The 26,931-nt window shown below is 27.3% G+C and carries 29 protein-coding genes, 1 tRNA gene and 1 pseudogene; 27 read left to right on the forward strand and 4 right to left on the reverse strand.

The features are described from left to right. The 6 genes from T434_RS0102670 (at window position 1) to T434_RS0102695 (ending at window position 7,494) form a co-directional block, all read left to right on the forward strand. A tRNA-Arg gene (locus T434_RS0102670) sits at window positions 1–77 on the forward strand. 308 nt (window positions 78–385) lie between these two features. Then, a complete protein-coding gene (hsdR, locus tag T434_RS0102675) occupies window positions 386–2,698 on the forward strand; it encodes an EcoAI/FtnUII family type I restriction enzme subunit R (RefSeq protein WP_026399784.1) in 2,313 nt (770 codons plus the stop codon). Between the two features lie 12 nt (window positions 2,699–2,710). Continuing rightward, a complete protein-coding gene (locus tag T434_RS0102680) occupies window positions 2,711–4,186 on the forward strand; it encodes a class I SAM-dependent DNA methyltransferase (protein WP_162150654.1) in 1,476 nt (491 codons plus the stop codon). Continuing rightward, on the forward strand, window positions 4,183–5,538 hold the full coding sequence (locus tag T434_RS07435) for a restriction endonuclease subunit S (RefSeq protein ID WP_051614341.1): 1,356 nt from the start codon (window positions 4,183–4,185) through the stop codon (window positions 5,536–5,538). Before T434_RS0102680 ends, T434_RS07435 begins: the two co-directional genes overlap by 4 nt. Before the next feature lie 10 nt (window positions 5,539–5,548). Further along, complete coding sequence (locus T434_RS0102690) at window positions 5,549–6,355, forward strand: hypothetical protein (protein WP_162150655.1); 807 nt, start codon at window positions 5,549–5,551, stop codon at window positions 6,353–6,355. Window positions 6,356–6,414: 59 nt separating this feature from the next. Then, the gene (locus tag T434_RS0102695; protein WP_026399787.1) at window positions 6,415–7,494 is read left to right on the forward strand and encodes a Shedu anti-phage system protein SduA domain-containing protein; all 1,080 of its coding nucleotides are present in this window, start codon (window positions 6,415–6,417) and stop codon (window positions 7,492–7,494) included. 346 nt (window positions 7,495–7,840) lie between these two features. Here the strand turns inward: T434_RS0102695 and T434_RS0102700 are convergent, their stop codons facing one another. Then, a complete protein-coding gene (locus T434_RS0102700; protein WP_026399788.1) occupies window positions 7,841–8,068 on the reverse strand; it encodes a hypothetical protein in 228 nt (75 codons plus the stop codon). Window positions 8,069–8,275: 207 nt separating this feature from the next. On the opposite strand from T434_RS0102700, the gene T434_RS0102705 reads away from it, so the two are divergent. The 5 genes from T434_RS0102705 to T434_RS0102730 all read left to right on the forward strand — a co-directional run bounded on the left by T434_RS0102705 (window position 8,276) and on the right by T434_RS0102730 (window position 12,917). Then, the gene (locus T434_RS0102705) at window positions 8,276–8,563 is read left to right on the forward strand and encodes a terminase TerL endonuclease subunit (RefSeq protein ID WP_281172673.1); all 288 of its coding nucleotides are present in this window, start codon (window positions 8,276–8,278) and stop codon (window positions 8,561–8,563) included. 83 nt (window positions 8,564–8,646) lie between these two features. Next, entirely contained in the window at window positions 8,647–9,585 is a 939-nt protein-coding gene (locus T434_RS0102710) for a hypothetical protein (protein WP_026399790.1), read from the forward strand. Window positions 9,586–9,895: 310 nt separating this feature from the next. Next, window positions 9,896–10,606, forward strand: a complete 711-nt coding sequence (locus tag T434_RS06710) for a helix-turn-helix domain-containing protein (RefSeq protein ID WP_051614342.1) — start codon at window positions 9,896–9,898, stop codon at window positions 10,604–10,606. Window positions 10,607–10,629: 23 nt separating this feature from the next. Next, entirely contained in the window at window positions 10,630–11,421 is a 792-nt protein-coding gene (locus T434_RS0102725) for an IS3 family transposase (RefSeq protein WP_026399791.1), read from the forward strand. A gap of 245 nt (window positions 11,422–11,666) precedes the next feature. Next, window positions 11,667–12,917 (forward strand): mechanosensitive ion channel family protein, encoded by a 1,251-nt coding sequence (locus tag T434_RS0102730; RefSeq protein ID WP_051614343.1) that lies wholly within the window; start codon window positions 11,667–11,669, stop codon window positions 12,915–12,917. Window positions 12,918–12,929: 12 nt separating this feature from the next. Here the strand turns inward: T434_RS0102730 and T434_RS0102735 are convergent, their stop codons facing one another. Beyond that, a complete protein-coding gene (locus T434_RS0102735; RefSeq protein ID WP_026399793.1) occupies window positions 12,930–13,748 on the reverse strand; it encodes a TMEM164 family acyltransferase in 819 nt (272 codons plus the stop codon). A gap of 229 nt (window positions 13,749–13,977) precedes the next feature. Here T434_RS0102735 and T434_RS0102740 point away from each other — a divergent pair, with 229 nt between their 5' ends. Both T434_RS0102740 and T434_RS0102745 read left to right on the forward strand, forming a co-directional pair. Then, complete coding sequence (locus tag T434_RS0102740) at window positions 13,978–14,529, forward strand: hypothetical protein (protein ID WP_026399794.1); 552 nt, start codon at window positions 13,978–13,980, stop codon at window positions 14,527–14,529. 43 nt (window positions 14,530–14,572) lie between these two features. After that, a complete protein-coding gene (locus T434_RS0102745; RefSeq protein ID WP_026399795.1) occupies window positions 14,573–15,130 on the forward strand; it encodes an NUDIX hydrolase in 558 nt (185 codons plus the stop codon). A gap of 41 nt (window positions 15,131–15,171) precedes the next feature. Here the strand turns inward: T434_RS0102745 and T434_RS0102750 are convergent, their stop codons facing one another. Next, on the reverse strand, window positions 15,172–16,020 hold the full coding sequence (locus T434_RS0102750) for a DegV family protein (RefSeq protein WP_026399796.1): 849 nt from the start codon (window positions 16,018–16,020) through the stop codon (window positions 15,172–15,174). Between the two features lie 15 nt (window positions 16,021–16,035). Continuing rightward, window positions 16,036–16,572 carry a DUF1836 domain-containing protein gene (locus T434_RS0102755; RefSeq protein ID WP_026399797.1) on the reverse strand — a complete coding sequence of 179 codons (537 nt, stop codon included), beginning with the start codon at window positions 16,570–16,572 and terminating at the stop codon, window positions 16,036–16,038. 395 nt (window positions 16,573–16,967) lie between these two features. Here T434_RS0102755 and T434_RS0102760 point away from each other — a divergent pair, with 395 nt between their 5' ends. From T434_RS0102760 to T434_RS0102825, 14 genes and pseudogenes are all read left to right on the forward strand, one after another. Further along, window positions 16,968–17,888 (forward strand): epoxyqueuosine reductase, encoded by a 921-nt coding sequence (locus T434_RS0102760; protein ID WP_026399798.1) that lies wholly within the window; start codon window positions 16,968–16,970, stop codon window positions 17,886–17,888. Window position 17,889: 1 nt separating this feature from the next. Then, window positions 17,890–18,240, forward strand: coding sequence for a DUF2200 family protein (locus T434_RS0102765; RefSeq protein ID WP_026399799.1), 351 nt, complete (start codon window positions 17,890–17,892; stop codon window positions 18,238–18,240). 9 nt (window positions 18,241–18,249) lie between these two features. Continuing rightward, entirely contained in the window at window positions 18,250–18,471 is a 222-nt protein-coding gene (locus T434_RS0102770; protein WP_026399800.1) for a hypothetical protein, read from the forward strand. Between the two features lie 169 nt (window positions 18,472–18,640). Continuing rightward, a complete protein-coding gene (locus T434_RS0102775; protein WP_026399801.1) occupies window positions 18,641–19,636 on the forward strand; it encodes an ABC transporter ATP-binding protein in 996 nt (331 codons plus the stop codon). After that, window positions 19,617–20,441: an ABC transporter permease gene (locus T434_RS0102780; RefSeq protein WP_026399802.1), complete on the forward strand. Its 825-nt coding sequence runs from the start codon at window positions 19,617–19,619 to the stop codon at window positions 20,439–20,441. Before T434_RS0102775 ends, T434_RS0102780 begins: the two co-directional genes overlap by 20 nt. A 1-nt stretch (window position 20,442) precedes the next feature. Further along, on the forward strand, window positions 20,443–21,234 hold the full coding sequence (locus T434_RS0102785) for an ABC transporter permease (RefSeq protein WP_026399803.1): 792 nt from the start codon (window positions 20,443–20,445) through the stop codon (window positions 21,232–21,234). Between the two features lie 93 nt (window positions 21,235–21,327). Beyond that, a complete protein-coding gene (locus tag T434_RS0102790) occupies window positions 21,328–21,777 on the forward strand; it encodes a hypothetical protein (protein ID WP_162150656.1) in 450 nt (149 codons plus the stop codon). A gap of 183 nt (window positions 21,778–21,960) precedes the next feature. Next, window positions 21,961–22,944: a histidine kinase N-terminal 7TM domain-containing protein gene (locus T434_RS0102795; protein ID WP_026399805.1), complete on the forward strand. Its 984-nt coding sequence runs from the start codon at window positions 21,961–21,963 to the stop codon at window positions 22,942–22,944. A 133-nt stretch (window positions 22,945–23,077) separates the two neighbouring features. Then, window positions 23,078–24,430 (forward strand): FAD-binding oxidoreductase, encoded by a 1,353-nt coding sequence (locus T434_RS0102800; protein ID WP_035358141.1) that lies wholly within the window; start codon window positions 23,078–23,080, stop codon window positions 24,428–24,430. Window positions 24,431–24,515: 85 nt separating this feature from the next. Then, window positions 24,516–24,956, forward strand: coding sequence for a hypothetical protein (locus T434_RS0102805; protein WP_026399807.1), 441 nt, complete (start codon window positions 24,516–24,518; stop codon window positions 24,954–24,956). 27 nt (window positions 24,957–24,983) lie between these two features. Continuing rightward, complete coding sequence (locus T434_RS0102810) at window positions 24,984–25,190, forward strand: NAD(P)-binding protein (protein WP_162150657.1); 207 nt, start codon at window positions 24,984–24,986, stop codon at window positions 25,188–25,190. Between the two features lie 4 nt (window positions 25,191–25,194). Then, a pseudogene (locus T434_RS08075) lies at window positions 25,195–25,443 on the forward strand (phytoene desaturase family protein); the annotation flags it as partial. Further along, window positions 25,427–26,278 carry a phytoene/squalene synthase family protein gene (locus T434_RS0102820; RefSeq protein ID WP_026399810.1) on the forward strand — a complete coding sequence of 284 codons (852 nt, stop codon included), beginning with the start codon at window positions 25,427–25,429 and terminating at the stop codon, window positions 26,276–26,278. The pseudogene T434_RS08075 and the gene T434_RS0102820, both read left to right, overlap by 17 nt. Continuing rightward, window positions 26,271–26,927 carry a diacylglycerol/polyprenol kinase family protein gene (locus tag T434_RS0102825; protein ID WP_026399811.1) on the forward strand — a complete coding sequence of 219 codons (657 nt, stop codon included), beginning with the start codon at window positions 26,271–26,273 and terminating at the stop codon, window positions 26,925–26,927. The genes T434_RS0102820 and T434_RS0102825 overlap by 8 nt, the downstream gene beginning before the upstream one ends. Window positions 26,928–26,931 lie beyond the last annotated feature (4 nt).

The following is a 26,931-nucleotide window of genomic DNA, read 5'->3' on the forward strand; positions in this document are numbered from 1 at the left end:
GTCTGAATAGCTCAGCTGGATAGAGCAATAGCCTTCTAAGCTATCGGTCGGGAGTTCGAATCTCTCTTCAGACGCCATTTTGATATTTATTAATGCTGCCTAAAAGGGCGGCATTTTTTTATTTATCCCACTGATTATAATATTCATTTAATTTATGTTTAAATTATACATTATTTTATTTCGTTTGTAGACAGCCAATGGTGTACAAATAATATAATTTTTATTAATAATTATTGTTTCAAACTTTTAATTACAAGGGTTTCTATAGATTATTTCAAAAAACAACTAAAAATGCTATAATACATATAAATATTAACGATTTGAATTAGAAATGAAATATTATGAAATAATAAGTTTAAAGGTATTAATTGGGGGTGAATAAAATATGAAAAAATTAACAGAAGAAGATGTTAAATTTAGATATATTGATCCAGCAATTGAAAATATAGGTTGGAGAAAATCTCAAATCAATAAAGAGTACTATTTTACTGATGGACAAATAAAAGTTTCTGGAAAAAAGGTTAGACGTGCAAAGGCGAAAAAAGCAGATTACCTATTAAAAAGTAGCCATGGTGAAATTCCGCTAGCAGTCATTGAAGCAAAAGATCTAACTCAAAGTGTTGGATCTGGTATGCAACAAGCAATTGAATATGCAAAAATACTTGACATACCTTTTGCTTATTCATCCAACGGTAATGGTTTTTTAGAGCATGATTTTTTTACTGGACAAGAAAGAGAACTAAAGTTAGATGAATTTCCATCTGAATCTGAGTTATGGGATAGATACTTAAAAGGTAAAGGATTTAATAGAGAACAAGAAGACATTATATCTGAACCTTATTATTATGCGCCCTTTAATACTAAAACACCAAGATACTATCAACGTATTGCAATTCAACGCACAATAGAAGCAATTGCAAACGGTCAAAAACGAATTTTACTTGTAATGGCTACGGGTACAGGTAAAACATATACAGCCTTCCAAATAATACATAGACTCTGGAAACAAAGAAAAGTAAAAAGAGTTTTATATTTGGCAGATAGAAACATATTAATCGATCAAACGATGCAACAAGACTTTAAACCTTTTGAAGAGGTAATGACCAAAATCAAGGGTAAAGAATTAGACAGTGCTTATGAAATATATATGAGTTTATATCATCAACTTGCAGGTGATGAGAATGAAGAACCATTTAGAGAATTTAAAAAAGATTTTTTCGATTTAATTTTAGTTGATGAAGCACACCGTGGAAGTGCTAAAGAGGATTCACAGTGGCGTAAGATTTTAGAATATTTTTCATCAGCAATCCAAATTGGTATGACGGCAACTCCTAAAGAAACTAAATATGTAAGTAATATTGAGTATTTTGGAGAACCAGTTTATACATATAGTTTAAAACAAGGTATTGATGATGGATTCTTAGCACCATATAAAGTAATCCGAGTAAACCTTGATAAAGACTTAGAAGGTTGGAGACCATATAGTGGACAACTAGATATGTACGGTCAAGAAATAGAAGACCGTGAGTATGGATCGAAAGACTTTGACAGAAACATAATTATTGATGAAAGAACTAAAATGGTAGCTAAAAGAATTACAAAGTGGCTACATGATAATGGAAGATTTAGTAAAACCATTATTTTTTGTGTGGATATTGATCACGCTGAAAGAATGAGACAAGCACTTGTCAATGAAAACACGGATTTAGTCAAAGATAATGAAAAATACATTATGCGTATTACCGGAGATAATGATTACGGAAAAGCACAACTAGATTATTTTATAGATCCTTTTGAAATATATCCAACTGTTGTTACGACATCTAAACTATTAAGTACAGGTGTTGACGTTAAAACTGCAAGACTTATAGTTTTAGATAATAATATCAACTCAATGACTGAATTCAAACAAATAATTGGTAGGGGAACTAGACTATATCCAGATCAAGATAAGTATTATTTTACAATAATGGACTTTAGAAATGTAACAAGATTATTTGCTGATGAATCATTTGATGGCGATCCTGTAAGTATCTTTGAACCAAAAGATATTGATGACGTAGAAGGAGAAACATCAGTGGATGACTTTGATTTAGATGTTGAATATGTTGAACCAGAAGAAATTGTTGGTGACCATAAAAAATATAGAGTTAATAATGTAGATGTTACAATCTTAAGTGAACGTGTACAATATTATGATAAAGATGGAAAACTAATTACTGAAAGTTTAGTTGATTATACACGTAAAAACATCTTAAACGAATATGCAACTATGGATGATTTCATCCATATGTGGACTGAAGCCGAAAAGAAAACGGCCATTATCGAAGAACTATTAGAACGTGGTGTGTTCCTAGACGCATTACGAGATGAATCAAAAACAGATTATGATGATTTTGATTTAATTCTTCATATTGCATATGACAAAAAACCTTTAACAAAATCAGAACGAGTTAAAAAGGTAAAAGAAAAAGGATACTTAGATAAATATAGTGAAGTATGCAAAGATGTATTATCATCACTATTAGAAAAATATATGGATGGTGGTATTAATGATCTAGAAGATACAAAAATACTAGAAACACATCCATTCAGTGAAATAGGTCGTCCAGCAAAAATAGCTAGACTATTTGGTGGTAGAAACAATTACTTACAAGCTGTACAAGAATTGCAGCAACAATTATATATAACAACATAGGAGTGAACAAAAATGAGTTTAAATGGGTTTGTAAAAACTATACAGAATATTATGCGTGTAGACAATGGTATAAACGGAGACGCACAAAGAATCGAACAAATGACATGGCTTTTATTCTTAAAAGTCTATGACACAAAAGAGGAAGACTGGGAGTTTCATAATCCAAATTATGTTTCTATCATTCCAGAAGAATTAAGATGGAGAAATTGGGCTGTAGATAATAAAGATGGTGAGTCTATGACAGGAGAAGAGTTATTAGATTTTGTCAATAATAAATTATTTCCAACATTAAAGAATTTAGAAATAACAAAGAATACACCAATTAAACAAGCAATTGTTAAAGCGGTGTTTGAAGACTCTAACCAATATATGAAAGACGGCATTCAATTACGTAAAGTTATTAACGTAATTGATGGTATTAATTTTGATGATCATAAAGAAAAACATGCATTTGGTGAAATCTATGAAACCGTGTTAAAAGATCTACAAAGCGCCGGTAATGCAGGTGAGTTTTACACACCACGAGCTGTAACTGATTTTATGGTTCAAATGATTAAACCTAAGTTGGGTGAAAAGATTGCGGATTTTGCATGTGGTACAGGTGGTTTCTTAACATCAGCATTAAAAGAATTGGAAAAACAAGTAAAAACTGCTGAAGATAAACGATTATATGATGAGAGTGTTTTCGGTATTGAGAAAAAACCATTACCTTACCTACTTGCAATAACTAACATGTTAATTCATGATATTGATTCGCCTCAAATTATTCATGGCAACTCTTTAGAAAGAAATGTAAGAGAATACAAAGACCATGAAAAATTTGATGTAATCTTAATGAATCCACCATATGGTGGAACAGAAAATGAAATTGTTAAAAGTAATTTTCCAGCAGATTTAAGAAGCAGTGAAACAGCTGATCTTTTTATGTCTGTTATTATGTATCGCTTAAAGAAAAATGGTAGAGCTGCAGTTATTATTCCAGACGGTTTCTTATTTGGAACTGATGGAGCAAAAACAGAGCTAAAGAAAAAACTCTTAAATGAGTTTAACTTACATACTATTATTAGATTACCAAAGACCGTCTTTGCACCATACACATCTATTACGACTAACATATTATTCTTTGATAATGGCTCTAAAACAGATAAAGTATGGTTCTATAGAGTAGATTTACCAGAAGGTTATAAAGCATTTTCTAAAACAAGACCGATGCAATTAGATCACTTTAAAGATGCAATTTCATGGTGGGAAAATAGAGTAGAAATTAAAGATACTGATATTGATACATTCAAGGCTAAAAGTTATACAGTAGAAGAATTAGTTAATAGAGACTATGATTTTGATTTATGTGGATATCCTACATTTGAAGAAGAGGTTTTATCTCCTGAAGAAACAATTAGACAATTTCATGAGAGAAGAAACGCTTTAAATGCAAAAATTGATAAGAGAATCAAGCAAATTGAAGAATTGTTGGGTATCAAGAAATGATTGCAGAGAAGTTAAGAAAAGCAGTTCTTCAAGCTGCGATGGAAGGAAAGTTAACAGAACAATTAGATAATGATAGTTCCGTTTATCAATTAATCACAGAAGTACATAAGATTGATAATGATTATTTATGGGAAATACCTAAAAAATGGGCATGGGTTAAATTTGGTGATTTAGTCGACTTTAAAATGGGGAAGACACCAGAACGTGCAAATCCGATTTATTGGGGTAATGATGTACCGTGGATATCAATAGCAGATATGAATAATCAATCATTTATAATGGAGACGAAAGAAAAAGTCTCTAATAGTGCACTTGAATCAATCTTTAAAAAACAAATATCACCCAAAGGAACATTAATAATGAGTTTCAAATTAACAGTTGGTAGAACATCTATATTGGGAATTGATGCTCTACATAATGAAGCAATTATTTCTATATTTCCTAAAAAAGAACCGGACACACAAAAAAAATATTTATATTTTGTTCTCCCGGAAATTGCAAATATGGGAGAGACAAAGGATGCTATCAAAGGGAAAACACTGAATAGTAAAAGTATATACAATTTGTTGATACCATTACCTCCAATTGAAGAACAAAAGCGTATTGTTGAAAAGTTAGAGGTTTTGCTTGCAGAGATTGACAAGTTAGAACAAGATGAAAAAGCATTGAAAGAACTGGAAGATAAATTTCCTGAAAAACTTAAAACTTCAATATTAAAATCAGTAATGGAAGGGAAACTAACAAATCAATTATTAAATGACAGTAAAACAATAATAACTATTGATAAAAAATATGCTCAAATCCAACAAGAACAAATTCCATATACAATTCCGGAAAACTGGAAGTGGTTTAGAGTAAAGGAGTTATTTATAATTAGAAATGGGTTTACTCCCTTGAGATCTAATATGGATTTTTGGAACAGTAAAGATGTTCCATGGTTTACGGTGAACGATATTAGAAATCAGGGTCGTGTTATTACATATACAGATCAGTATATAAGTAACTTGGCAGTTACAGATAATAAAGTTGTTCCAAAAAATAGTATTTTACTCTGCTGCACAGCATCTATTGGAGAATATGCACTAACAAAAATTGATTTAACTACTAATCAGCAATTTAATGGAATGACAATAAAAGATAAATATCAAGAATTTATTGATATTTGGTTTGTGTATTATTGGGTACAAACTATAAAAGAAGAGATGATTAGTAAAGCAGGTAAGACTACATTTCCATTTTTGTCTGTTACTAAATTAGGAGATTTTTTAATACCGTTACCTCCAATAGAAGAACAAAAACGTATAGTTGAAAAGTTAGATAAGTTATTTGCTATTGATTTATTAAATATTTAGGGGATAAAAGATGAATATTATTGTAATTATTTTCACAACAATAAACTTTGTGTATCTATTATATTATCTAAATAAAATGATTAAACAAGGTAATTTCAAGAAGATAATGAATAATCTTAACTTCAAGCAAAAACAGGGTAATAAAATAATAGGAAAAGAAATAAACAAGATTCAATCATTTATTGTTGCTATCATAACATTGATTTTTGGAGTTGTTATTGCGATTATTTCAATTGCCTTAGCAACCATAGTTATTTGGTTACCTCTGGTTATGGGTATTATTTATACTTGGAGGTTTGGCATCTTAATTTTCCTATCTATAATGATTTTAGTATCAATTATTTGGACTACAATGATTCTTTATAATAAAGAAAAGATTCACGATAGTCAAGAAGCTGTTGTAAGAGAAACTTTAATGTTGTTATTTTGGTTTCAATCAGGATTTTTGATTTATTTTTTAGGAGAAGGAAACTTGATGAGAATGATGGAGTTCATTTATTCAAATGCCTATTTCTTTAATAATACATTTACTATACTGTTCCCAATTATCTTGTTATCTAGTTTAATCTTAAATTTGTATTTATATATCCAAGATTTAAGAATAAAATTTATAAAAAATAGCATCTGGATAGTTAAGAGAAAAGATTTGATTCTGATATTTATTATATCTAGTTTTGTTGGTATACTTTATATCACAGAAATAGATAGATCCTTTATTAATGATGTTGAAAAATTTTACAAAACACAAGATATAATAATGGTATTTTTAACAGCAATATTAATACCTTTAGTTTTTAATAAGATCAATAATAAATGACCTAACAATACTATAGAACAGGATAAATAATAATTTGTGAAAGGATTTGTTAATAAATAATGTCAAAGTCAAATAAATTAACATTTTCTATTGTCAATAGGATAGCAGTATCTGAGTTACTATATAAGCCAAACAATAATGATTGTTTGTTTTTTACTACTGGTGAAACTTTTTATTCTATTGAACCATCCTTTACAATTTTTTATAAAAATAATAGTAGATACAATGAAGGTAAATATATTGTTGGTCGTAATGAAATTACCGATATAAGAGTTAGATGTGATGTAAGTGAACTGAAGTTAGATGATATCACTAAAGAATATCACAAAAAAAAGTACAAAAGAAAAGCTAATAAGACATTTCACTTAAACAATGATTTATTAAACTTTATATCAAAACTGCAAGCATTTATTTCATCCAATATCATTGATATAGATTTTAATGAGCAAGACTATACTATTGATTTTACTAGTATGAGTGATTATGTAGTTGTGGAAAACTCAAATAAATATTCTATTGACCAAATTTCAAAAGTGATTAATACAATAAATAACTTAGAGTATCTTAATTTAGGTAGAACAATAATTTTGAATAAAACTTTGACAAGTTTTAAAAATGCCCTAACACATGTTATGAATAAAAGTGAACATGAAATAAGTAAAGTTTTCAAAGAATATAAAGAAGTGCTTCCTTTAGTATTACTTGGATACGACGCGACATTAGAATTTGAATATAAAATTGAAGAAGTTGGGGATGGAACAACAAAACCAGATATATTTTTACTAGACGAACAAAATGAAAGAGTTACTTTAGTAGAATTGAAAAGAGCAGATGCTATAATGTTTGGTGGTAAATACAGAGTTGACACATTAAGAGTTAAAACTGAATTTTCAAATGCAATTCACCAAACAAACATACAAAGAACAAAATTATCACAAAGTAATGATAACTATCATTATAATATTCCTAAATCAATATTGGTATATGGGAATATTGAAAACGAAATAACGGATGAAGTTGATATTGATCTAGTTAAAAAAAACTTAAATATTCTCAGGTATAATAATAAAGATTTAATAATCATGACTTATAATGAAATATTCGAAAGAATTGATTTAATATTAAAAGACGAAAAATAGTTTTTTATTATCAAGATATCACTGGGTAGCAAAATGAAAACATACAATATTTGATTTGTTGCAAAAGCGACACACCAGATTGAAAGTTTGTAGCATTTCATTTACAGCAAGACATAGTGGAATTAAATAATGCTACACTTCGGTGTGGCATTTTTTATTTATATATAATGGAGTTATAAGCCTGATAAAGCCATTTGTTTAATTAATAGTATAAAACAATAAGAAAATTAAAAAGTATATAAAAAGAAATATAAAGAAAAAAACGACTTTTACCAGTAGTTGGTACGTCGTTTTATTTTTTGATTTAAAAGGGTATTCGAGATTACATTTGAAAGGCTATTCGTATTTAAGTTAAAAATAATTTCCAATTTATATTTAAGTTTAGTCTTGTTTGTATAAAATCATATGAATCTTCATAAATCGGATTTGATTGTAGTACCACATAGTAGTCTATATCTAGATCTGATTGATTAGATAACTTTAATATTATATTGAGATTTTCTCTATCAGTTGCTACAACACTTATGAATAACTCTTTAGCTTCATAATCATTGATATTCTTTAATTGTTTCATAAACAACCTAAAACAACCATCGTAGTTAAACGCCATTAGATACTTATGGTTTAGTTTCATTAATTAACTCTTCAATGTTTTTCATTTGTAATGTAATATGAGATTTTTCCTTAGTTTTCTCGAAATGAGAAATAACCTTGTTTTTGAAAAAACTTATATTTTGGATAGGCTACAATAAGTTGTAACAAAAAGATAAGGATTTATCAAATTAGGTCACTATGGGTTGGTTATGATCCATGGAACAGTCAATATTGGACTAAAGAAATGGAAGAACTCGGATTTAACATGGAAAAGATAAGACAGGGAATATACACTCTATCTGAACCGATGAAACAACTAGAAGCTGATTTAAAGAATGAAAACGTCATTTATAACAATAATCCAATACTTAAATGGTGTTTATCAAATACTCAAGCTAAAGTAGATGTTAATGGAAATATCCAATCTTTAAAGCTTAATTCAAGATATAAAAGAATTGATGTGCTGTTGCATTAATAATTGCTTATGCAGTTCTAAATAGATATAAATTAGAGTATGAAAATATGCTATAATTGAATAAAAGTTGGGAGTTGTTTTTAATGAATATTTTTGATGTCCTAAATCATGAAAAGTTTGAAGCATATAAAGAAAATGAAAGTGCTAGCGAATATGATAATATTAGTTTAGTATTAGCAGTAATTGATTCTATATTTTCAATCTCCGCTAAGTATGAAACAACCGTAAAAGTAGTAGATAGATTTGCTGAATATGTCGGAATAAATAAAAAAAGCGATGATTTTACAATTACAGAATTTATGAATAAATTTAATGATTTTAGTCCAGAACAACTAGCAAATGATGTATTTAATAATAGGCAAAGAACATCGGCTGTTAATGGAATATTAAAAGCAGAAGCAGTTAAAAGTGTCATTGAAGTTTTATATAATAATAAAATCGATACGAAAAAAGATTTATTAAATTTTCAAAATCAAGAAAAACTTGAGCTAGAAATTAGAAAAATTAAAGGACAAGGCAGTGGTATTACATTCCATTACCTTATGATGCATGCTGGAGATGTAAATAGATTTAAGGCCGATAGACATATTTATACCTTTTTTGAATTGTATTTAGGTTATGGAAAACTAGATGAAACTACACTTAAAAAAGTATTTAATGAAGAGTTTTTAATTGTAAAAAATAAATATCCACACTTCACTGTAAGAACTTTGGATAATTTGATTTGGAACTTCATAAAAGAAAGAGAAAACCATTTCACAGAAACAGAAGCACTAAATATTGTAGAATTTAGATTTCAAGAAAATAAAAAATGGTACGTTTTTAATAAACATACAAATAAATATTTTATAACAAATAGTGCGCCTAAAAGTGTATTTGAATCTTATGAAAAATATTTATCTAACTTTGATAAAGAGCTATTGGTGCAGATTTTGGAAACTGTAGAACAATTAGACCATTACATTGGTGAGAAATTGTTTGAACCAACTAAAAACATAATTAAAAAAATGTTAACCAAATAATTAATTTACGGAGGTCTCAATGGCCATATTTAAAAGAAAGAAAAAACAGGGCTCTACGGAGTCCTTTAAATTAGTAAGCGACTTTAATAGTCCACACGTTCCATTTGGAAGTAACATATCCAAATCGGATGTAGTAAAGATTGCTATTGATAGGATTGCAAGTTAATGCGCAAAACTAAAACCAAGATATATAAAAACATTAAATGATAAGACAGTTACGGAGAATGATGTGATACCTCTAAAGTAGACACAGGAAATAATATAAATTAAAAACTATATTATTACTGTAAATACTTGGAGGTATTTTATTTTGAAAAAAAACAAACGATTAAGTTATGAAGAAAAATTAAAAATTTGTGAACTATATGATAAAGGTGAAGGGACTCATAGGAGTTTAGCAAAACAATTTGGTATAGATAAAACTACAATACAACAACTCTATTTTAAATATAAAAATTTTGGTGCTGAAACATTACATATGAAGCGAACACATCAAAGCTATACTGAAACATTTAAGCATATAGTCATTGCATCATATAAAAATGGTGAAGGTAGTTATTATGATTTAGCCATAAAGTATGGTATTGATAATCCTTCATTAATAGCCAGATGGGTATTAGGGTATAATAATATTAAAACTACACATAGTGGATCAGGTGGTATCAATATTATGGCCAGAAAAACAACCTTAGAAGAAAGAATTAAAATTGTTGAATATTTGATTAAGCATGAGCTTGATTATCATGGCACCGCTGTAAAGTTCAATGTAAGTTATCAACAGATATACACATGGTACAAAAAGTATCAATCCTTAGGTGTCAATGGACTTAATGATAACCGTGGTCGAAGAAAGCAAACTAAAGAACTATCAGAACTTGAACAATTAAGGCGCGAAAATGAAAGACTCAAAAAAGCATTATATTTAAGTGAAGCAGCCAAGGAAGTTTTTAAAAAAAAACGAGACTTGGAGGAAAAAGCCCGCTTAACAAGCTTAGGAACCAAGCCACGTACGAAACAATAGATTATTTTAAAGATGTATATGATATTAAGTGGCTCTGTGAACTGTTGGGTATAGCAAGATCTGCATATTATAAATGGTCAAATAGAATTAAACCAGCATATGAAATAAAGAATGAAGAAACGCTAGATGTTATACAAGCCTACTATAAACATTTCGATAAGAAATACGGCTATAGACGTATTAGAGATAACATCAATAAATATACTGGAAAAAATCATTCGGAAAACTACATTTATCGTTTAATGCGAGCCTACAATTTAAAATCTATTATCCGTCGTAAACGTCCAGGTTTCTTGAAGACTAAACCTGAACAAGTTGGACAAAACATATTAAATAGAGAATTTAGTGCATCCAATCCAAATGAGAAATGGTTAAGTGATGTTACAGAATTTAAATATGGATACAGTGGTCAAAAGCTTTACTTATGTGCGATATTAGACTTGTATGACAATAGTATAGTCTCTTATCATATACATCATAGAAATGATAATCATCTGGTTTTTACAACCTTTAAGAAAGCAATAAAAAGTAATCCAAAAGCTAGCCCAATGTTTCATAGTGATCGGGGATATCAATATACAAGTAAAGCATTTAAGAAACTACTAGATAAACATAATATCGTACAAAGTATGTCTAGAGTAGGTAAGTGTATTGATAACGGACCCATCGAGAACTTATGGGGAATTATAAAATCTGAAATGTATTATTTAGAAACGTTTGATTCATCAGAAAAACTCACAAAAGCAATTAAAGATTACATTAAGTTCTATAATCAAGAAAGAATACAACGTAAATTAAAAAGCCATACACCTTAGAATATAGGTATATGGCCATCTAATTTTATATTATTTACCGTGTCTACTTGAAAAGGGGCTGTTCAAACTTGAGTTTTAATTAAAGGGTGATTTTATCGCCTTATTTTTATGCAATATTTATTATAAAGATTATAAAGCTTAATTATAGGATTTTGTTCATATTCAACTTGACATCTATATTAAATCAGAACTATAAACGTGTTACAATAAAATAGAAGCTATTATTTTATAGAAGGGAACAGATTATGAACACATTAAGAAATATAATATTAGATTTTTTATTACAATTAAATTTTAGTGAAACAATCAGAGTTATTATTGCTGATACTATTTTATTAATTGGTCTTTTAGTAATTAGTATTATTAGTTACTTTATTTTCAAATTAATTTTTAAATTAACAATTAAAAAAGCCGGTTTAAAAAGTAATACAATTTTTATGAAGGGGTTGGTTGAAAGTAAGGTTATTCCTAATTTATTGAAATTAATTCCAACAATCTTTTTAATCCAACTTATTGAATATATTCCAACCTATCAAGCCTTTATTGATTTTATTTTAGTAATAGTAATAGCATACTTTGTTATAAAGATAAATATGTCAATCATTGATTTTATCAATGATTTATATAACAAGTACAATAAAAATGCTCGAAATAAACCAATTAAAGGAATACTAACAGCAATTAAGATTGTTATTGTAGTTATTGTCGTAATAGTTGTTATATCTAATTTATTAGGTGAAAGCCCAACCGTTATATTAGCAGGACTTGGAGCAATGTCAGCAGTATTAATGTTAATCTTCCAAGATAGTATTTTAGGGTTAGTTGCTGGTTTTCAAATGTCAGCTAACGATTTAGTAAGAATTGGTGATTGGATTGAAATGCCAAAATATGGGGTTGATGGTCATGTGATCGATGTAACGCTAACCTTTATCCAAGTTGAAAACTGGGATAAAACAACTGTTACAATCCCAGCCTATAAATTAATATCAGAATCATTTACCAATTGGCGAAGTGTCTTTGATAATGGTGGAAGAAGAATCAAAAGGTCAGTTAATATTGATGTTAAAAGTGTTAAAATCTTAGATAAAGAATTATATGATAAATTAATGAAAGTAGACTATTTAAAAGAGTATTTAACAACAAAACAAACTGAAATTGATCAGTACAATAAAGAGCGTAACATTGATACAACGGTTGCTTTAAATGGAAGAAGATTAACTAATTTAGGTGTTTATAGAATATATTTAACCGAGTATTTAAAAAATCACCCGCATATTCATCCCGAAATGTGGCGAATAGTAAGACAACTACAAACAACTAATAAAGGTGTTCCTTTAGAAGTATACGCGTTTTCAAGTAAAACAAGTTGGGGTGATTATGAAGCAATTATGGCAGATATCTTTGATCATATTTATGCGACAACTACATATTTTGAACTAAAAATATACCAAGAACCATCCGGTGATGATATAATTCAAAGAATTAATAAGAGTTAAAAATTTAATATTTTATACTTTAAGAGCCTTAATGAATGTAAATTCAGCAGGCTTTTTAAATACTACTTTTCTGACAACAGATGCTATAAGAAGCATTAATAAAGCCATTAAACTAAATCCTAATACATAAACAATTAAGAATATGAAATGTGGCACATTAGGTTCAATCATCGATAGTACTGGGATTTCTGTACCGTATTTAGGATTAATAAAGAACATATTGAATGTAACTGTGTCAATAAATACATTAAATAAAATGTTCATCATATAAGCGATAGTAACTAATATAACAAATACCGACATACCTTTTAATAATGTTTTGTAGTTAATTGGTACAGATGTTAATAATAAAGCTAATCCGACTGCAGCTATTAATCCATGATGTACCATTGTTTGGATATTAATTCCAATTGTAGGGACAAACACACTTGAAGGGTATAGCATAACTGAAACCCCTGCAAATGTTCCGTAAGTTGCTAAAAATGCGACTAAGTAAGATGCGATTTTTTTATTTTTTGTAAATCCTAAAATGATATATAAATACATTGGTGTTGAACAAAATTGGAATGGAAAAGCGTACCATTGATAATGATTTTCTTGATATGTAAAAATGATTTGTTTATATACTTCCAATAAAAGCATAACAATACCAAGTATCAAAATTGTTTTTTTAATTTTTGGTATGTCACCTTTTTTAAATATCTTTAATAAAAAATAAAAAACTATTGCTGTTAATATTAATGATAAATAATGGAACCAACTTGTTTCTAAACCAGTGTATGCTACCGGTGTTGTCATTTCAGAATTTAAAAATTCTAATATTTTATTCATAGTAAGTACTCCTTAAGCACTAACTCAATATTGTAACATTTTTTGAATCGTTTTTATATAGCGTTAATAAAAATTTTAACGTTTCATATAATTTATATGCAAAAATAGTTAATTTATAAATGTGTTCATTTGATAAGTATCTAAAATGACTATATAATAGAAAATAGGGTGATTTGAAATCAAATATAGAAAATTTGATTTCTAATCAAGTTAAATATGGTAGGGAATTATGAGTAAAGAAAAATTATTTAAAGATATCGAGAAAAAATTAAATAAAAAGTTTATTAATCTTAAAGAAAATGAAGTTATCTTAAGAGAAGATGACTTTGATGATGGTAAACTAACCAAATCTGGATATATCAGTTTGAAACAACAATCAGATTATATTTCTGTTAATGAAGATATAGAAATACGTATACCAAAAAGTTATTTACCTAATTTTAAAGAACAATTAGAGTATATGGCAACAAAAGAACTCATACGTATTAAAAAAGATATTAGAGATTCAAATTGGTCTGCAGCTATATTCTTTTTAACAGGGTTATTTTTATTATCTTTACAAGGATTTACTGAATTTTTTAATATCAAAATTATAAATGATATTATTATCATTATTAGCTGGGTTTTTATATGGGCATCTATTGAAAAAAGATTTTTTGATTTACCTAAATTAAAGGGAAGAAGAATCAATATACTTCATATTTTATCAAGTAATGTTTATCCATATAAAAGAGAAGAAGAAATAATTGAACCAGTAAGTGAAAGTGAGTTTCATGAATAAAATATCACTAAAAAAAACTAAAAAAAATTAAGGAATGACATTTATGAATATTGAAATAATTAAGAATTATACACCGAAAAATGAACAAGAAAAAGTAGATAAAGAAGCTATGCTAAGTTTTGCAGAAAGAAATCCTGATGCATTCTTACGAACAAATTTAACTGCTCATTTTACAAATTCTGCGATTATTACTAATATAGATAAAACTAAAGTATTATTTGTAAATCATTTAATTTATAAATCATGGGGATGGGTTGGTGGACATAACGATGGAAACCCTAACTTTTTAGATGTTGTTTTAAGAGAGTCGCATGAAGAAACAGGCATTAAAAATGTAAAACCATTATTAAAAGAACCTGTTTCGTTGGACAACATTTTTGTTCCAAATCATATTAAAAATGGACACTATGTAGGTGATCATATCCATATGAATTTATCGTTTTTATTAGTCGCAGATGAAACAGAAGAACTTATTACAAAAGTTGATGAAAACAGTGGTGTAAGATGGTTTGATATTGACGAAGTATTAAACTATGTAACAGAAGAAAGAATGGTTTATATTTATAATAAGATTTTTAAGATTTTAAAAGGATTAAAATAAAAAAACTTCTTAAGTTGTTATGAACTTAAGAAGTTTTTAAATTAATCTAATATAGACACTGCAATTCCAAGTGCTTCAGGACCTGTGTGAATTGCAAGTGCAGGTGTTATTTGAGCGATTTCAAAGTTTCTTATATATGGTAAAGCTTCTTTAATTTTTATTGACAAACTTTCTAAATCCTCTAAAGAATTGCTGTTCATAAGCGTGATGTCATATTTTTTATGATCACCAACAAAAATTAAAGTTTGAGTAATTAATTGATTGATGGCGTGCTGATAACCACGTTGTTTTTTAATGGTATAATAAACACCATCTTCATTACAGGAAATCACAGGTTTAATTTTTAGTAAATCTGCAACAGTTGCAGATACTAATCCAATGCGTCCCCCACGTTTTAAATAAGTTAATTTATCAACAGTAAAGAAAACTTTTTTATATGTTAATCGCTCGTTAATCGTTTTTACGATTTCATCAAAATCTTTATTAGCATTAATAAGTTCTAATGCTTCTAAAGAACTATATCCACTTGCCATACTGATATTTTTAGTATCAATAATTTCGATTGTTAATCCTTCAAAATCTTCTGCAACTTGACGAATGATATTCATTGTTCCACTTAACCCTTTTGAAATAGGAATACAAATTACATGTGTATATCCATCACTTTTAATTTGATTAAGTGTATCAAAAATATCTTTTGGACTTGGAAGAGAAGTTGTTATTTTTTTATGATCAAGTTGGCTTAATACTTCATTTAATGAAATTTCTTTTTTATCGATGTATTCTTTTCCATCAATGATTATTCTAAGTGGAAGAATATATAATGGTAATCCTTGTTGATTAATGTTTATGTCAGACCCAGAGTCTGCTAGAATTGCAATTTTTTGCATAGTTTTAAGTGCTCCTTATAATTTATTTCTAGAAAATAAATATCTAGATAACATAACTGATGTGAATGCTATAGTCGCTGTTTTTAAAGGTAATAAATCTAAAGATACAGCTTTTGTATAATAAGATGAATTTGGTTTTTCTGTCAATTCTAATACGGATGCTTCAAGTGAATTTTCTAAAAAGTCAATGAAAGTGTTGTATGCTAATTGATGACCTAAAACCCTTTTTAAATACACAATACCTTTATGAACATCTACTAAATTGCCAACCTGTTTTAATACAGTAATGGTTAATATATATGCTATATGCCCTTGATAGTATTTTTTATTAATTGGGGAGGGCATAATTTTATTTTTGACATAATTATTAATCATTGATGGAGTGACTAAATAATCTTTTTGATTGTTATAATCTAAAAAGATTTTTTCTAAATAGGAATTAATATAAGCCAAAACTTGTTCAGAATATAATCCTATACTAGGTAAATCATTCCATTTGGGTAAATCTAAGTGATTGATGTTGTCAATCCATTTCTTAAGTTCAGTTTCCATAATAATCTCCATCTAGTTATTAAAACAAGATTACCACGTTTTGATAACTTAATCAAAATATTTGCAAAAATAAATAAAATTTAAGGATTAAAATGAATTTTTTTATTGTATATTTAAAAATTTGATCTAGTTAAGTATCAATTTATAGCATTTAAATGTAAAATTGTGTGCTTTGTTGTAAAAACTTATATAGTACAAATATCAAGTTCAAAAAAACATTATTTTTCAATAAATATTTATTAAGAGTTTGATGGTTATTGAATAAATATAATCGATTTATATAAGTTAAATGTAATCTTATATGAAATCATATATTTGCTTTATGAAACAAAAAAATAGAGTAAAATAATAATTATATCTATAGCTTAATATATTAGAAAAATTGAGGTAAAAAAATGGTATACGAAAGACTAAAAGAAGTATTTGACATTGTGGGTGTTATCGATGTTGAAAAATATTTAGTAAAAAAATTTGATCAAAATTTAATTGGATATAAATCCATTTTTGTTGTTGGATTAGGATATCCTAATATTTATTTAAAACAAGAAAAAGATCGATTTGTTGCCTCTATGTATACTTATGGTTATGATTATCACGATGTTTTAAAATCTAGAATGGATAAAGCTTTAAGTGATTTAGATGTTCAATATAAAGCATTAGTTGATAATCATACAATTGATGAAAGACTATGTCTTGAGATGACTGGTTTAGCATTTAAAGGTAAAAATGATTTAATGATTAATAAAGATTTAGGGAGTTACTTTTTTATTGGATTAGTCATAACTAAAGAAAGATATAAAGAAGTTATAGAAGAAAACACATTATCTTGTGGCTCTTGTAATTTATGTATTAAAGCGTGCCCTTTAAATGCATTAGAAAACGGATTTAATATTGATCGATGTATGAGTGCTTATAATCAATCTAAACGTAGTTTGAAAGAAGAAGAAATTAATAAAAACCTATATTTATTAGGTTGTGATATATGTCAAAGAGTATGTCCATTTAATAAACATGTTAATTCAATGAATGTTGATGAATTCTTACCAAAAGAAACCGCTTATGTGGAAATAGATGATTTATTTAATTTATCCAATAAAGATTTTTTAAATAAATATGGAAAACACGCGTATACATGGAAAGGAAAAACAATTTTATTAAGAAATGCATTAACATTACTGTTAAGATTAAAAAATACAGATTATAATGAAAAAATCAAAGAAACGTTAAATGATTCAAAATATCCAGAATGGTATAAAGAAGATGCTAAAAATATCTTAGAAAGTTTAGAAAAAATTAAGCAGAGTAAAGGTAATTAGAATGAATCAAAAGAATAATGAACGAATTTATTTAATGTCAATGGAAGAGATTTATCATTTATATCTTCAAAAAATAATAAGAAAGAATAGAACAGAAGAAGAATTGATTCAAATCATTGAGTGGCTTACAGGTTATAACTTAAAAATTGAAAATAATGCTTTAAAAAAGACAGTAAAAACATTTTTTGATGAAGCACCAAATTTCAACGAAAGATCAAATCTCATAACAGGTGTCATTTGTGGTGTAAGAATAGAAGAAATTATAGACCCTACAATGAAGAAGATTCGTTATTTAGATAAATTGGTTGATGAACTAGCTAAAGGGAAGGCATTAGATAAAATTTATCGATAGAATTATAACATGAAACTTATAAAACTTGATCAAACATATAAAAATCAATTATTTAATATGATGGAAGAATGGCTTCCTATCAATAAAATATTCAACATTTTTTTATATGATGAAAAAAACGGTAAATTAATTGGAGCTGTTAATATTCAACATAGTTTTGATGAAAGACTATTGAGAAATATGATGACAAAATTCATCAAAGATATTGGATTAATCTTTATGAAATTCTAGAGTAATTAAAAACCGATTTGATCGGTTTTTTTATGATGATTTAAATGTTGGTAAAACGATAACAGCTTTAATATAATATGGAAACGCTCTCTTATATAGTTTAAACAACACACATTTTTACACTTGATATAATAAAATTAACTGCTACATAGAGGTAAAAACAATGGGGATTATAGAGTTAAAAAATGTAAAGAAGAATTTTAAAAAACCGGTTCGCAAACCCGGTATTATTGGTATGTTTAAAACGCTTTTTAGTTTTAAATATACAGTGACAGAAGCTGTTAAAGACATATCATTTAGCATCGATGAAGGTGAGATTGTTGGTTATATTGGTGCTAACGGTGCCGGTAAATCAACAACAATTAAGATGATGAGTGGTATTTTAACACCGACAGAAGGGGAAATATATATCGATGGTTATTTACCTTATCATCCTAAACAAAGAAATCATGTATTAGGTAGAATTGGTGTTGTTTTTGGTCAAAGAACACAGTTATGGTGGGATTTACCGTTAATTGAATCAATGACAATTTTAAAAGAAATATATGAAGTACCAAAAGAAGAATATGAAGAACGTTTTAACTATTTAAAAGAAGTTTTAGATTTAGAACCTTTTTTAAATCAACCAGTTAGGACTTTATCATTAGGACAACGTATGCGTGCGGATTTAGCAGCAAGTTTAATACATAATCCTAAAATTTTATTTTTAGATGAACCAACGATTGGATTGGATGTTTTAGTAAAGGACCGTATTATTCATGCAATTAAAGAAATACACAGCAAATACAACACAACAATAATTTTAACAACGCATAACATGGATGATATTACAGATTTATGTAAGCGTGTTATTATTCTTGATGAGGGGTCAATACTTTATGATGGTTCATTAGCTCAAATTAAAAAACGTTTTGGTGATCATCGACATGTTAAATTTACAGCTCAAGGTGAATTTGATTTGAATCGATTTAAGAATGAATTTGGTGATTTAATTGATATTAACAATGATGGAAACTCATATAATGTTTCATTTGAAATTTCTAAATTAAGTGTTAACCAAGTGCTTAATGCCATCCTAGAAAGTACTACGGTTACAGATATCCAAATTAGTGAAAATTCACTAGAAAGTATTGTTAAACGCATATATGAAAATAAAAAGTATTAAACCATATAAAGCCTTTGTTAAAGGTGGTATATTGAGTGGTTTTGCATATAAGTTTAGTTCATTTGGATGGTTATTAGGGGATATTGTATCGCTATTAATTATGTATTTTTTATGGGTAGCGATTTATCAAAATTCACCTACAGAACTAATTAATGGTATGACATTCCACCAAATGTTTTCTTATTTAATTTTTGCAAGAGTGGCTACAACATTAGTTTATGCTTCCCCCGCATTTTGGATTATTGGTGAAGATATATATGAAGGCGCTATTGCAATCAACTTACTTCGACCATTAAGTTATCGTTATCGTATATTAGCTGTTGGGCTTGGTGGTTACATTTCAGCGTTTATTTTAATGTTTTTACCATTAATGAGTTTGGCAATGGTAATTTTATACTTTGTTATTGGTACGAGTATTCCATCCTTCTTGTCGATTATATTATTTATAATTAGCAGTTTATTATCTTTTATTATTGCAGATGCCTTAAACTTTTTAATAGGTGAAATTTCAATATTTACTCAAGCTTTATTCGGTTTGATGATGATAAAAAATATTACATTATCATTTTTATCTGGTAGTTTGTTACCATCATCATTTTTTCCTGAATGGTTAAGAACCATATTAAATTTTTTACCATTCCAGAGTATGGTCGAAAAACCGATTATGATACTAATGGGTCAATATGATGTAAGAACGATTCTTGAAACTTTTTTAATTCAAATCATTTGGGTGATAGTACTTAACATTTTATGTTCGTTCACGTTTAATCTAATTAAAAAACGCGTCGTGAGTGTAGGGGGATAATATGAAAAAATATATAAAACTTTATCCTTATTATGTTTCAAAAAGTATTAAAGCACGACTTCAATATAGATTTGATGCATTGATTGGTATTTTAGGTTTTTTACTTGAAAATGCGATATTGTTTTCTACAATGTATTTAACAATTTCAGCGATTCCTTCATTAAATGGATGGACATTAGATATGATGGGATTTTTATACGGCTATTATCTAATCCCTAAATCAATTGACCACATTTTATCAGATCAAATTTGGCAACTTAGTAATGGTGGTATTACAAGAGGTATTTTAGATAAATACTTAACAAAACCATTAAATCCTTTATTTCAACTTATTGCAGAGATGATTCAATTAGAAGGATTTGGTGAATTTATTTTAGGTATTGCATTTTTAATTATATTTACACCACAAATGATGATTACATGGACTTTTGGAAAAATATTAGCTTTAATCATTTGTGCACTTTTTGCAACACTTTTCTTTTTCTCAATTAAACTTATTTTTGGATCATTATCTTTTTGGACAAAAAGAAGTATTGAAGTTATGACAACTGTTTATGACATTTCAAATTTTGCAAAATATCCAATTGATATATTTAATAAGTTTATTCGTATATTCTTAACGTTTGTTATTCCGTTTTCAGTGGTTATATTTTTCCCAGTTAGAGCAATTATATTTAATGAAAATATTTGGCTAACAACCTTATATGTTGTTACAGCGAGTCTTTCAATTCTTACAATTTCTTATATTATATGGAAAAAAGGATTAAAGCATTACGAATCAGCAGGTAGTTAATTATGATATCAAATTAGATGTTATTATATTATAGATTGACATCTATCTTTGTTATGTTTAAAATAGACTAAGTAAGCAAAGAATGGATTAATTATGGATGAGAAACTCGATTATCAGCGATTTAATTTATACGTAGGTAAAACAATTGAATATGCTCAAACAATAGAACATGATATTAAATGGTTGTATTGTTTATTAATTGGTGGTAATCTAGATGAAATGATGACTCAAATTCGTTCGTGGACTTTAGGTGAAACCATTAAAGAAATAAAAGTATTAGATGATAAAGGTTATGATGTGAAATTTAGCGATAAAGATTATCGAATATTATCAAATCTCACAAAAGATCGTAACTATGTATGTCATGAAATTTATCGTAGTTTTTTATATGCGGATAATTGGTTGGAAAGTGTTGAATATAAAAATGCTTGTCAAAAATTACTTATCATTCTTCAAAATTTCAAAGACGTATATAAAGAAATTGAAAAATATCGATTGAATTTAGCTAAAATTCGATTCAAACAATTGAAGCACTCGAAATGATAAAAAATGTGATTTTTTTATAATCCATAACATAATTTAAAGTGATAGTAATAAACTATCGCTTTATTTTTTTAGGATAAAAATTTATTTATTTTTTGGTAAAATAATAAAAAATTATATGCTACAATCTATAAATGCTGATAAACTTACGCATTTTTGACTTTCTGGGGGGGGAGGAAAAGTATGATTAGTTATCTAGATATTTATTCTATATTTTTAATATTGATTGGTCTAACATATATAGCATTTTTATTTTTAGCTTTAAATAAGAAAGGTACATCGCTTACCTTTGTTTTATTATTTTTAAGTTTGTTCGGAATTATTTATATTACTGGTGTTATTTTGCAATTATATGCAAAAACAACAGAACAAATGATGTTTTATCAACAAGTTAAATTTTTGGGAGCACCATTTATACCTTTTTTTATTCTACTTTTTTCATTTAAAACAAAATACAATCGATATCCTAAACCTCGCATTTTGGTTTTACTCATTTTAATTCCAATAAGCATTTTATTTTTACTATATACAAATAATTACCATCATTTATACTATAAAGATTTTGTAATGACAGAAGTAGAAGGGTATCACATATATTCACGAACTCCTGGTATGTTATATGGTTTTTCACAAGCGTTTATTGGATCGGCTGTATTGTACAGTTTATCTATACATATAGATTTATGGATTAAAGAAAAAAGAACAATTAATTCATTTAACTTCATCATGATTATTGGTATTTCATTGGCGTTTTTAATTGGTGCTATACATGTATTTAGAATATTACCAACAGGTGTAGACTTAATACCTTTTTCATTCTTAGCAATTGCTCTATCAATGGGGATATCTATTTTAAAATATGATATTCTTGACTCAAGAGAACTTTATGATTTAAAGGTTTATCCTATTTTAAAAGAAGGTATTATTGTTACAAATAAAAATTTTATAGTAACGTATGTAAATCATGCTGCAACAAACTTAATCAAAACAATCGATATATCCATGATTGGAAAACATTTAACAGAAACAGAATTGGGCAGAAAGATTTTTGAAAATGGTAAAAATGATTTAAATATCGATTATCTTGAATTTATCAATCGTGCAGATAAAGCGTTATATAAATCAAAAATTAATGGTAAAAACAAAATTGTCTATTATGAAAAATAATTTCAAAAAATGAATGAAAAGTCTTATGTTAACATAAGACTTTTTTATTTAGATATATTTTAAGCAAATAAAATGAAACCGCTTTTACTATCTTTTATAATAATTTTATATAAATGTGGAGGTAAGTAACTTAATGCATCACTTAATTAAAGATACAAATAGAGTATTCATAGGCGATCAAATTCCTGAAAAATATTTAATAGATAACAACGTTAAAAATGTAAATAGACCAAAAGCGGTATTTTTACCTTTAAATGAGGATGAAGTTGTTGAAATTGTTAAATATGCTCATACGAATGATATTAAAATGATTTGTCGAGGAGCAGGTACAGGAGCTGTGGGATCTCAAGTGCCGGTTTTAGGAGATGAGTTTATTATTGATTTAAGTTTAATGAACCAAATTAAATCATTAGATGAAGAAACTTTAACATTAACTGTTGGACCAGGTGTGTTATTAGAAGAAGTCCAAAAGTATGTTGAAAATAAAGGATATTTCTATCCACCAGACCCGGGTTCGAAAATGTCAACAATAGGTGGTAATGTATCAACAAATGCTGGTGGTATGCGTGCATTAAAATATGGAACAACAAGAAATTATGTTCGTAGCATGAATGTTGTTTTATCAGACGGAACTAAAGTCAAATTAGGTGGTTTAACAATTAAAGATTCTAGTGGATACGATTTAAAAGATTTATTCATCGGTTCTGAAGGAACATTAGGTATTATTACAGAAATACAATTAAAAATAATACCTAAACCTAAGCATCAAAAATCAATGATTTTAGCATTTAATAATGTTGTTGAAGCTACAGATACGGTTCTTTCTATTTTGAAAAATGGGTTCATGCCTACAGCTTTAGAATTATTAGAAAAAGAAGCAGTTTTATATAGTGAATCTTTCTTAAAACAAAAATTTCCAAGTCAAGTTGGAAATGCTTATATTCTTGCAACTATTGATGGTAATGATTTAAAAGAGATTGAATCAACGATTTTAGTCATCAAACAACTTGTAGAGAAACAAGTCATTGATTTTATTATTCTAGATGAAGCAGATGAAAAATTAGCTTGGATGATTAGAGATAATATTTTATATGCATTATACGCTTTAACACAATTTGAAATGTTAGATGAGGTTGTACCAATTAATCAATTTGGTAAGATGATTCGTTACACAAAAGAACTTCAAGAAAAACACAAAATAGAGGTCTTAAATTTTGGTCATGCTGGAGATGGAAACATTCATACGATTATTCTTAAAAAAGATTATTCTGATGAGACATGGAAAGTTAAACGCGTTGAATTCTTAGATGATTTATATGACAAAGTTAAAGAATTAGGTGGATTAGTTTCAGCGGAGCATGGTATAGGTTATACAAAAAAATCATATTTCTTAAAGATCACAGATTCTAATAAAATTGAAATAATGCGTGCAATTAAAAACGCATTGGATCCTAAAAATTTACTTAATCCAACAAAAGTCTTTTAAAACATAAGTCCTAAAACAAATTTAGGACTTTTTTATTGATACATGTTAAAATAAGTTAACACATTTTTGAAGGTGGTTAGCAACAATGAACAAACGCTTAATATCAACATTTATTATAAGTATCTTTTTATTACTAATGTTATTTTTTGTATATGCATTTTTAAAAGAAATTGATTATCAACAAAAAATTTATCAACAAACTCAAGATGATAATATATTAGATATAATTGACACATATTATATATTTTTGTACCAATTTTTAGTTATCGGGTATATATTGTTGGATTTATTTATAAAATTGGATAAGTTAGTTATTTCAAAAACAAGAGTTATCAATGATCAACATAAAGGGACTTTCTTTGTTTTAATGGGGATGAGTTATGTTGTTTTATTTTTAACACTTTATGTAATACCATTTAGTTCATTTGAAGTTTTTTCAAATATCATTCTTTTTGAAATTTTAGCATTTATTTTGCTTAATACAGTAGTTATTAGAAGATTTTTTGTTAAATTTGAATATTTTTAAAAACATAAATCTTTTAGGAGGTCACTGTTGAAAAAAGTAATTATTATAGGTGCTGGTACAGCTGGTTTAGCTGCAGGTATTCGCTTAAAAACATTAGGGTTTAATGTTGATATTTATGAAAAAAATGAAAAAGTTGGGGGAAGGATGTATCAAATTGAAGAACAAGGTTTTAAATTTGATGTCGGACCAACAATTATTATGATGAAAAAGGAAGAATTTAAAAGAGAGTATTGAATACATTAAAGTATTTACACCGAAAGACTTTGAGAATCAATTTAACTTAAAACATGGAACAACTTTCGGTTTAAAACCAACATTAAAACAAAGTAACTACTTTAGACCACAAAATAAATCAAGATATGTTGATAATTTATATTTTTGTGGTTCAAGTAATCATCCAGGGGCAGGTGTTCCAATTGTATTAACATCTGCAAAACTTGCAGTTGAAGAGATTATGAAGGATTTTTCAAATGAACATAAAAAATGATTATAAGAAAGCAGAAAAAGTCATAAAAAAACATTCGAAATCTTTTTATGCTGCATTTTCAACAATTTCAAATTTAGATCAAAGAAATGCTATTTATGGTATTTATGCTTTTTGTCGATATGCAGATGATATTGTTGATGAATCAAAAGATATAACTAAACTTGAAGAACTAAAAAATCAATTAGATTTATTTATTCAAAATAAAGAAACACCCAATTATATATTTAGACTTTTAAAAGATATATCTTGCAAATATTATGATGAAAATTTTAACTATGAACCTTACTATGATATGATTGAGGGACAATATTTTGATTTAGATTTTAAAGAAATTAAAGATTTGAATCAATCAATATGGTATTCAACTAAAGTAGCAAGTAGTGTTGGTTATATGTTGATGGATATTTTAGCCCCCAATATAAGAGACGATAGAAAAGGTTTTGTTGCCTATCATTTGGGTATTGGTATGCAGATTACAAATATTTTAAGAGATATAGGTGAAGATTTAAAGCGAAATAGAGTTTACCTTCCAAAGGAACTTATGGATAAATACCATGTGACTATGGATGATTTAATTCATAAAAATATTAATGACAATTTTATCAATTTATTTGAAGCATTAGCTAAAGTGGCATTCGAACATTATGAAAAAGCGTTATTAAGTATAGATGTTTATCCAAAAGAAACAAGAATACCGCTTAAACTTTCATTATATATTTATAGAGAAATTATTAATGAATGTAGAAACAATCAATATCAAGTTTTTCAAAAGAGAAATAAGGTATCAAAGAAAAGAAAATTAGAAATTATACGTGAGGTTTTAGAGCGTGAATAATATTTTAGGATTAGTGTTATCGTTTATTTTTGTATTTGTTGTCATAGGATTATCAACATTACTACAAAAATTAAACGTTTTAAAAGAAGAAGGTGCTAGAAAATTCATCCATATTGGTGTTTCAAATTGGTGGTTTTTTGTCAACTTTATGTTTGATAATATTTGGTGGGCGATCATAGCACCAATTGTATTTATCGTATTAAATTATTTATCATATCGATATAATTTGATTAAATCTATGGAAAGAAATGGAGATGGAAACTTAGGTACTGTGTATTTTCCAATTTCATTATTAATTTTAACTATTGCAGCATTTACATTTTTAAATCCTTATATTAGTGGTATAGGTATATTAGTATTAGGATATGGTGATGGATTAGCTGCAGTGATAGGGAAGATGATTCCCTCTAAAAAAATATTTGGAAATAAAAGTTTAAGTGGTACTTTAACAATGTTTTTAGCATCATTTATCGTTATCGTATTATATACATTATTAGCGACTAATATAAATCTTATTGTTGATTTTTTAATGATTAAAATATTAGTGATTTCACTTGCTGCAGCAGTGATTGAATTATTTACACCAAATGGACTTGATAACTTATCAATTCCAATATTGGTAAGTTTATTATCATTTTTACTTATTTAGGTGA

The sequence above is a fragment of the Acholeplasma equifetale ATCC 29724 genome (assembly GCF_000687735.1).
GTDB classification, from domain to species: Bacteria; Bacillota_I; Bacilli_A; order Acholeplasmatales; family Acholeplasmataceae; genus Acholeplasma; species Acholeplasma equifetale.

Coding starts and splice junctions, on each gene's coding strand:
- hsdR (WP_026399784.1), top strand. CDS start 386: ATGAAAAAATTAACAGAAGAAGATGTTAAATTTAGATATATTGATCCA.
- T434_RS0102750 (WP_026399796.1), bottom strand. CDS start 16,020: ATGCAAAAAATTGCAATTCTAGCAGACTCTGGGTCTGACATAAACATT.
- T434_RS0102700 (WP_026399788.1), bottom strand. CDS start 8,068: ATGAAACAATTAAAGAATATCAATGATTATGAAGCTAAAGAGTTATTC.
- T434_RS0102730 (WP_051614343.1), top strand. CDS start 11,667: ATGAACACATTAAGAAATATAATATTAGATTTTTTATTACAATTAAAT.
- T434_RS0102805 (WP_026399807.1), top strand. CDS start 24,516: ATGAACAAACGCTTAATATCAACATTTATTATAAGTATCTTTTTATTA.
- T434_RS0102710 (WP_026399790.1), top strand. CDS start 8,647: ATGAATATTTTTGATGTCCTAAATCATGAAAAGTTTGAAGCATATAAA.
- T434_RS0102740 (WP_026399794.1), top strand. CDS start 13,978: ATGAGTAAAGAAAAATTATTTAAAGATATCGAGAAAAAATTAAATAAA.
- T434_RS0102695 (WP_026399787.1), top strand. CDS start 6,415: ATGTCAAAGTCAAATAAATTAACATTTTCTATTGTCAATAGGATAGCA.
- T434_RS0102790 (WP_162150656.1), top strand. CDS start 21,328: ATGGATGAGAAACTCGATTATCAGCGATTTAATTTATACGTAGGTAAA.
- T434_RS0102770 (WP_026399800.1), top strand. CDS start 18,250: ATGAAACTTATAAAACTTGATCAAACATATAAAAATCAATTATTTAAT.
- T434_RS0102690 (WP_162150655.1), top strand. CDS start 5,549: ATGAATATTATTGTAATTATTTTCACAACAATAAACTTTGTGTATCTA.
- T434_RS0102800 (WP_035358141.1), top strand. CDS start 23,078: ATGCATCACTTAATTAAAGATACAAATAGAGTATTCATAGGCGATCAA.
- T434_RS0102745 (WP_026399795.1), top strand. CDS start 14,573: ATGAATATTGAAATAATTAAGAATTATACACCGAAAAATGAACAAGAA.
- T434_RS0102680 (WP_162150654.1), top strand. CDS start 2,711: ATGAGTTTAAATGGGTTTGTAAAAACTATACAGAATATTATGCGTGTA.
- T434_RS0102735 (WP_026399793.1), bottom strand. CDS start 13,748: ATGAATAAAATATTAGAATTTTTAAATTCTGAAATGACAACACCGGTA.
- T434_RS0102820 (WP_026399810.1), top strand. CDS start 25,427: ATGAACATAAAAAATGATTATAAGAAAGCAGAAAAAGTCATAAAAAAA.
- T434_RS07435 (WP_051614341.1), top strand. CDS start 4,183: ATGATTGCAGAGAAGTTAAGAAAAGCAGTTCTTCAAGCTGCGATGGAA.
- T434_RS0102785 (WP_026399803.1), top strand. CDS start 20,443: ATGAAAAAATATATAAAACTTTATCCTTATTATGTTTCAAAAAGTATT.
- T434_RS0102760 (WP_026399798.1), top strand. CDS start 16,968: ATGGTATACGAAAGACTAAAAGAAGTATTTGACATTGTGGGTGTTATC.
- T434_RS0102780 (WP_026399802.1), top strand. CDS start 19,617: ATGAAAATAAAAAGTATTAAACCATATAAAGCCTTTGTTAAAGGTGGT.
- T434_RS0102795 (WP_026399805.1), top strand. CDS start 21,961: ATGATTAGTTATCTAGATATTTATTCTATATTTTTAATATTGATTGGT.
- T434_RS0102765 (WP_026399799.1), top strand. CDS start 17,890: ATGAATCAAAAGAATAATGAACGAATTTATTTAATGTCAATGGAAGAG.
- T434_RS0102755 (WP_026399797.1), bottom strand. CDS start 16,572: ATGGAAACTGAACTTAAGAAATGGATTGACAACATCAATCACTTAGAT.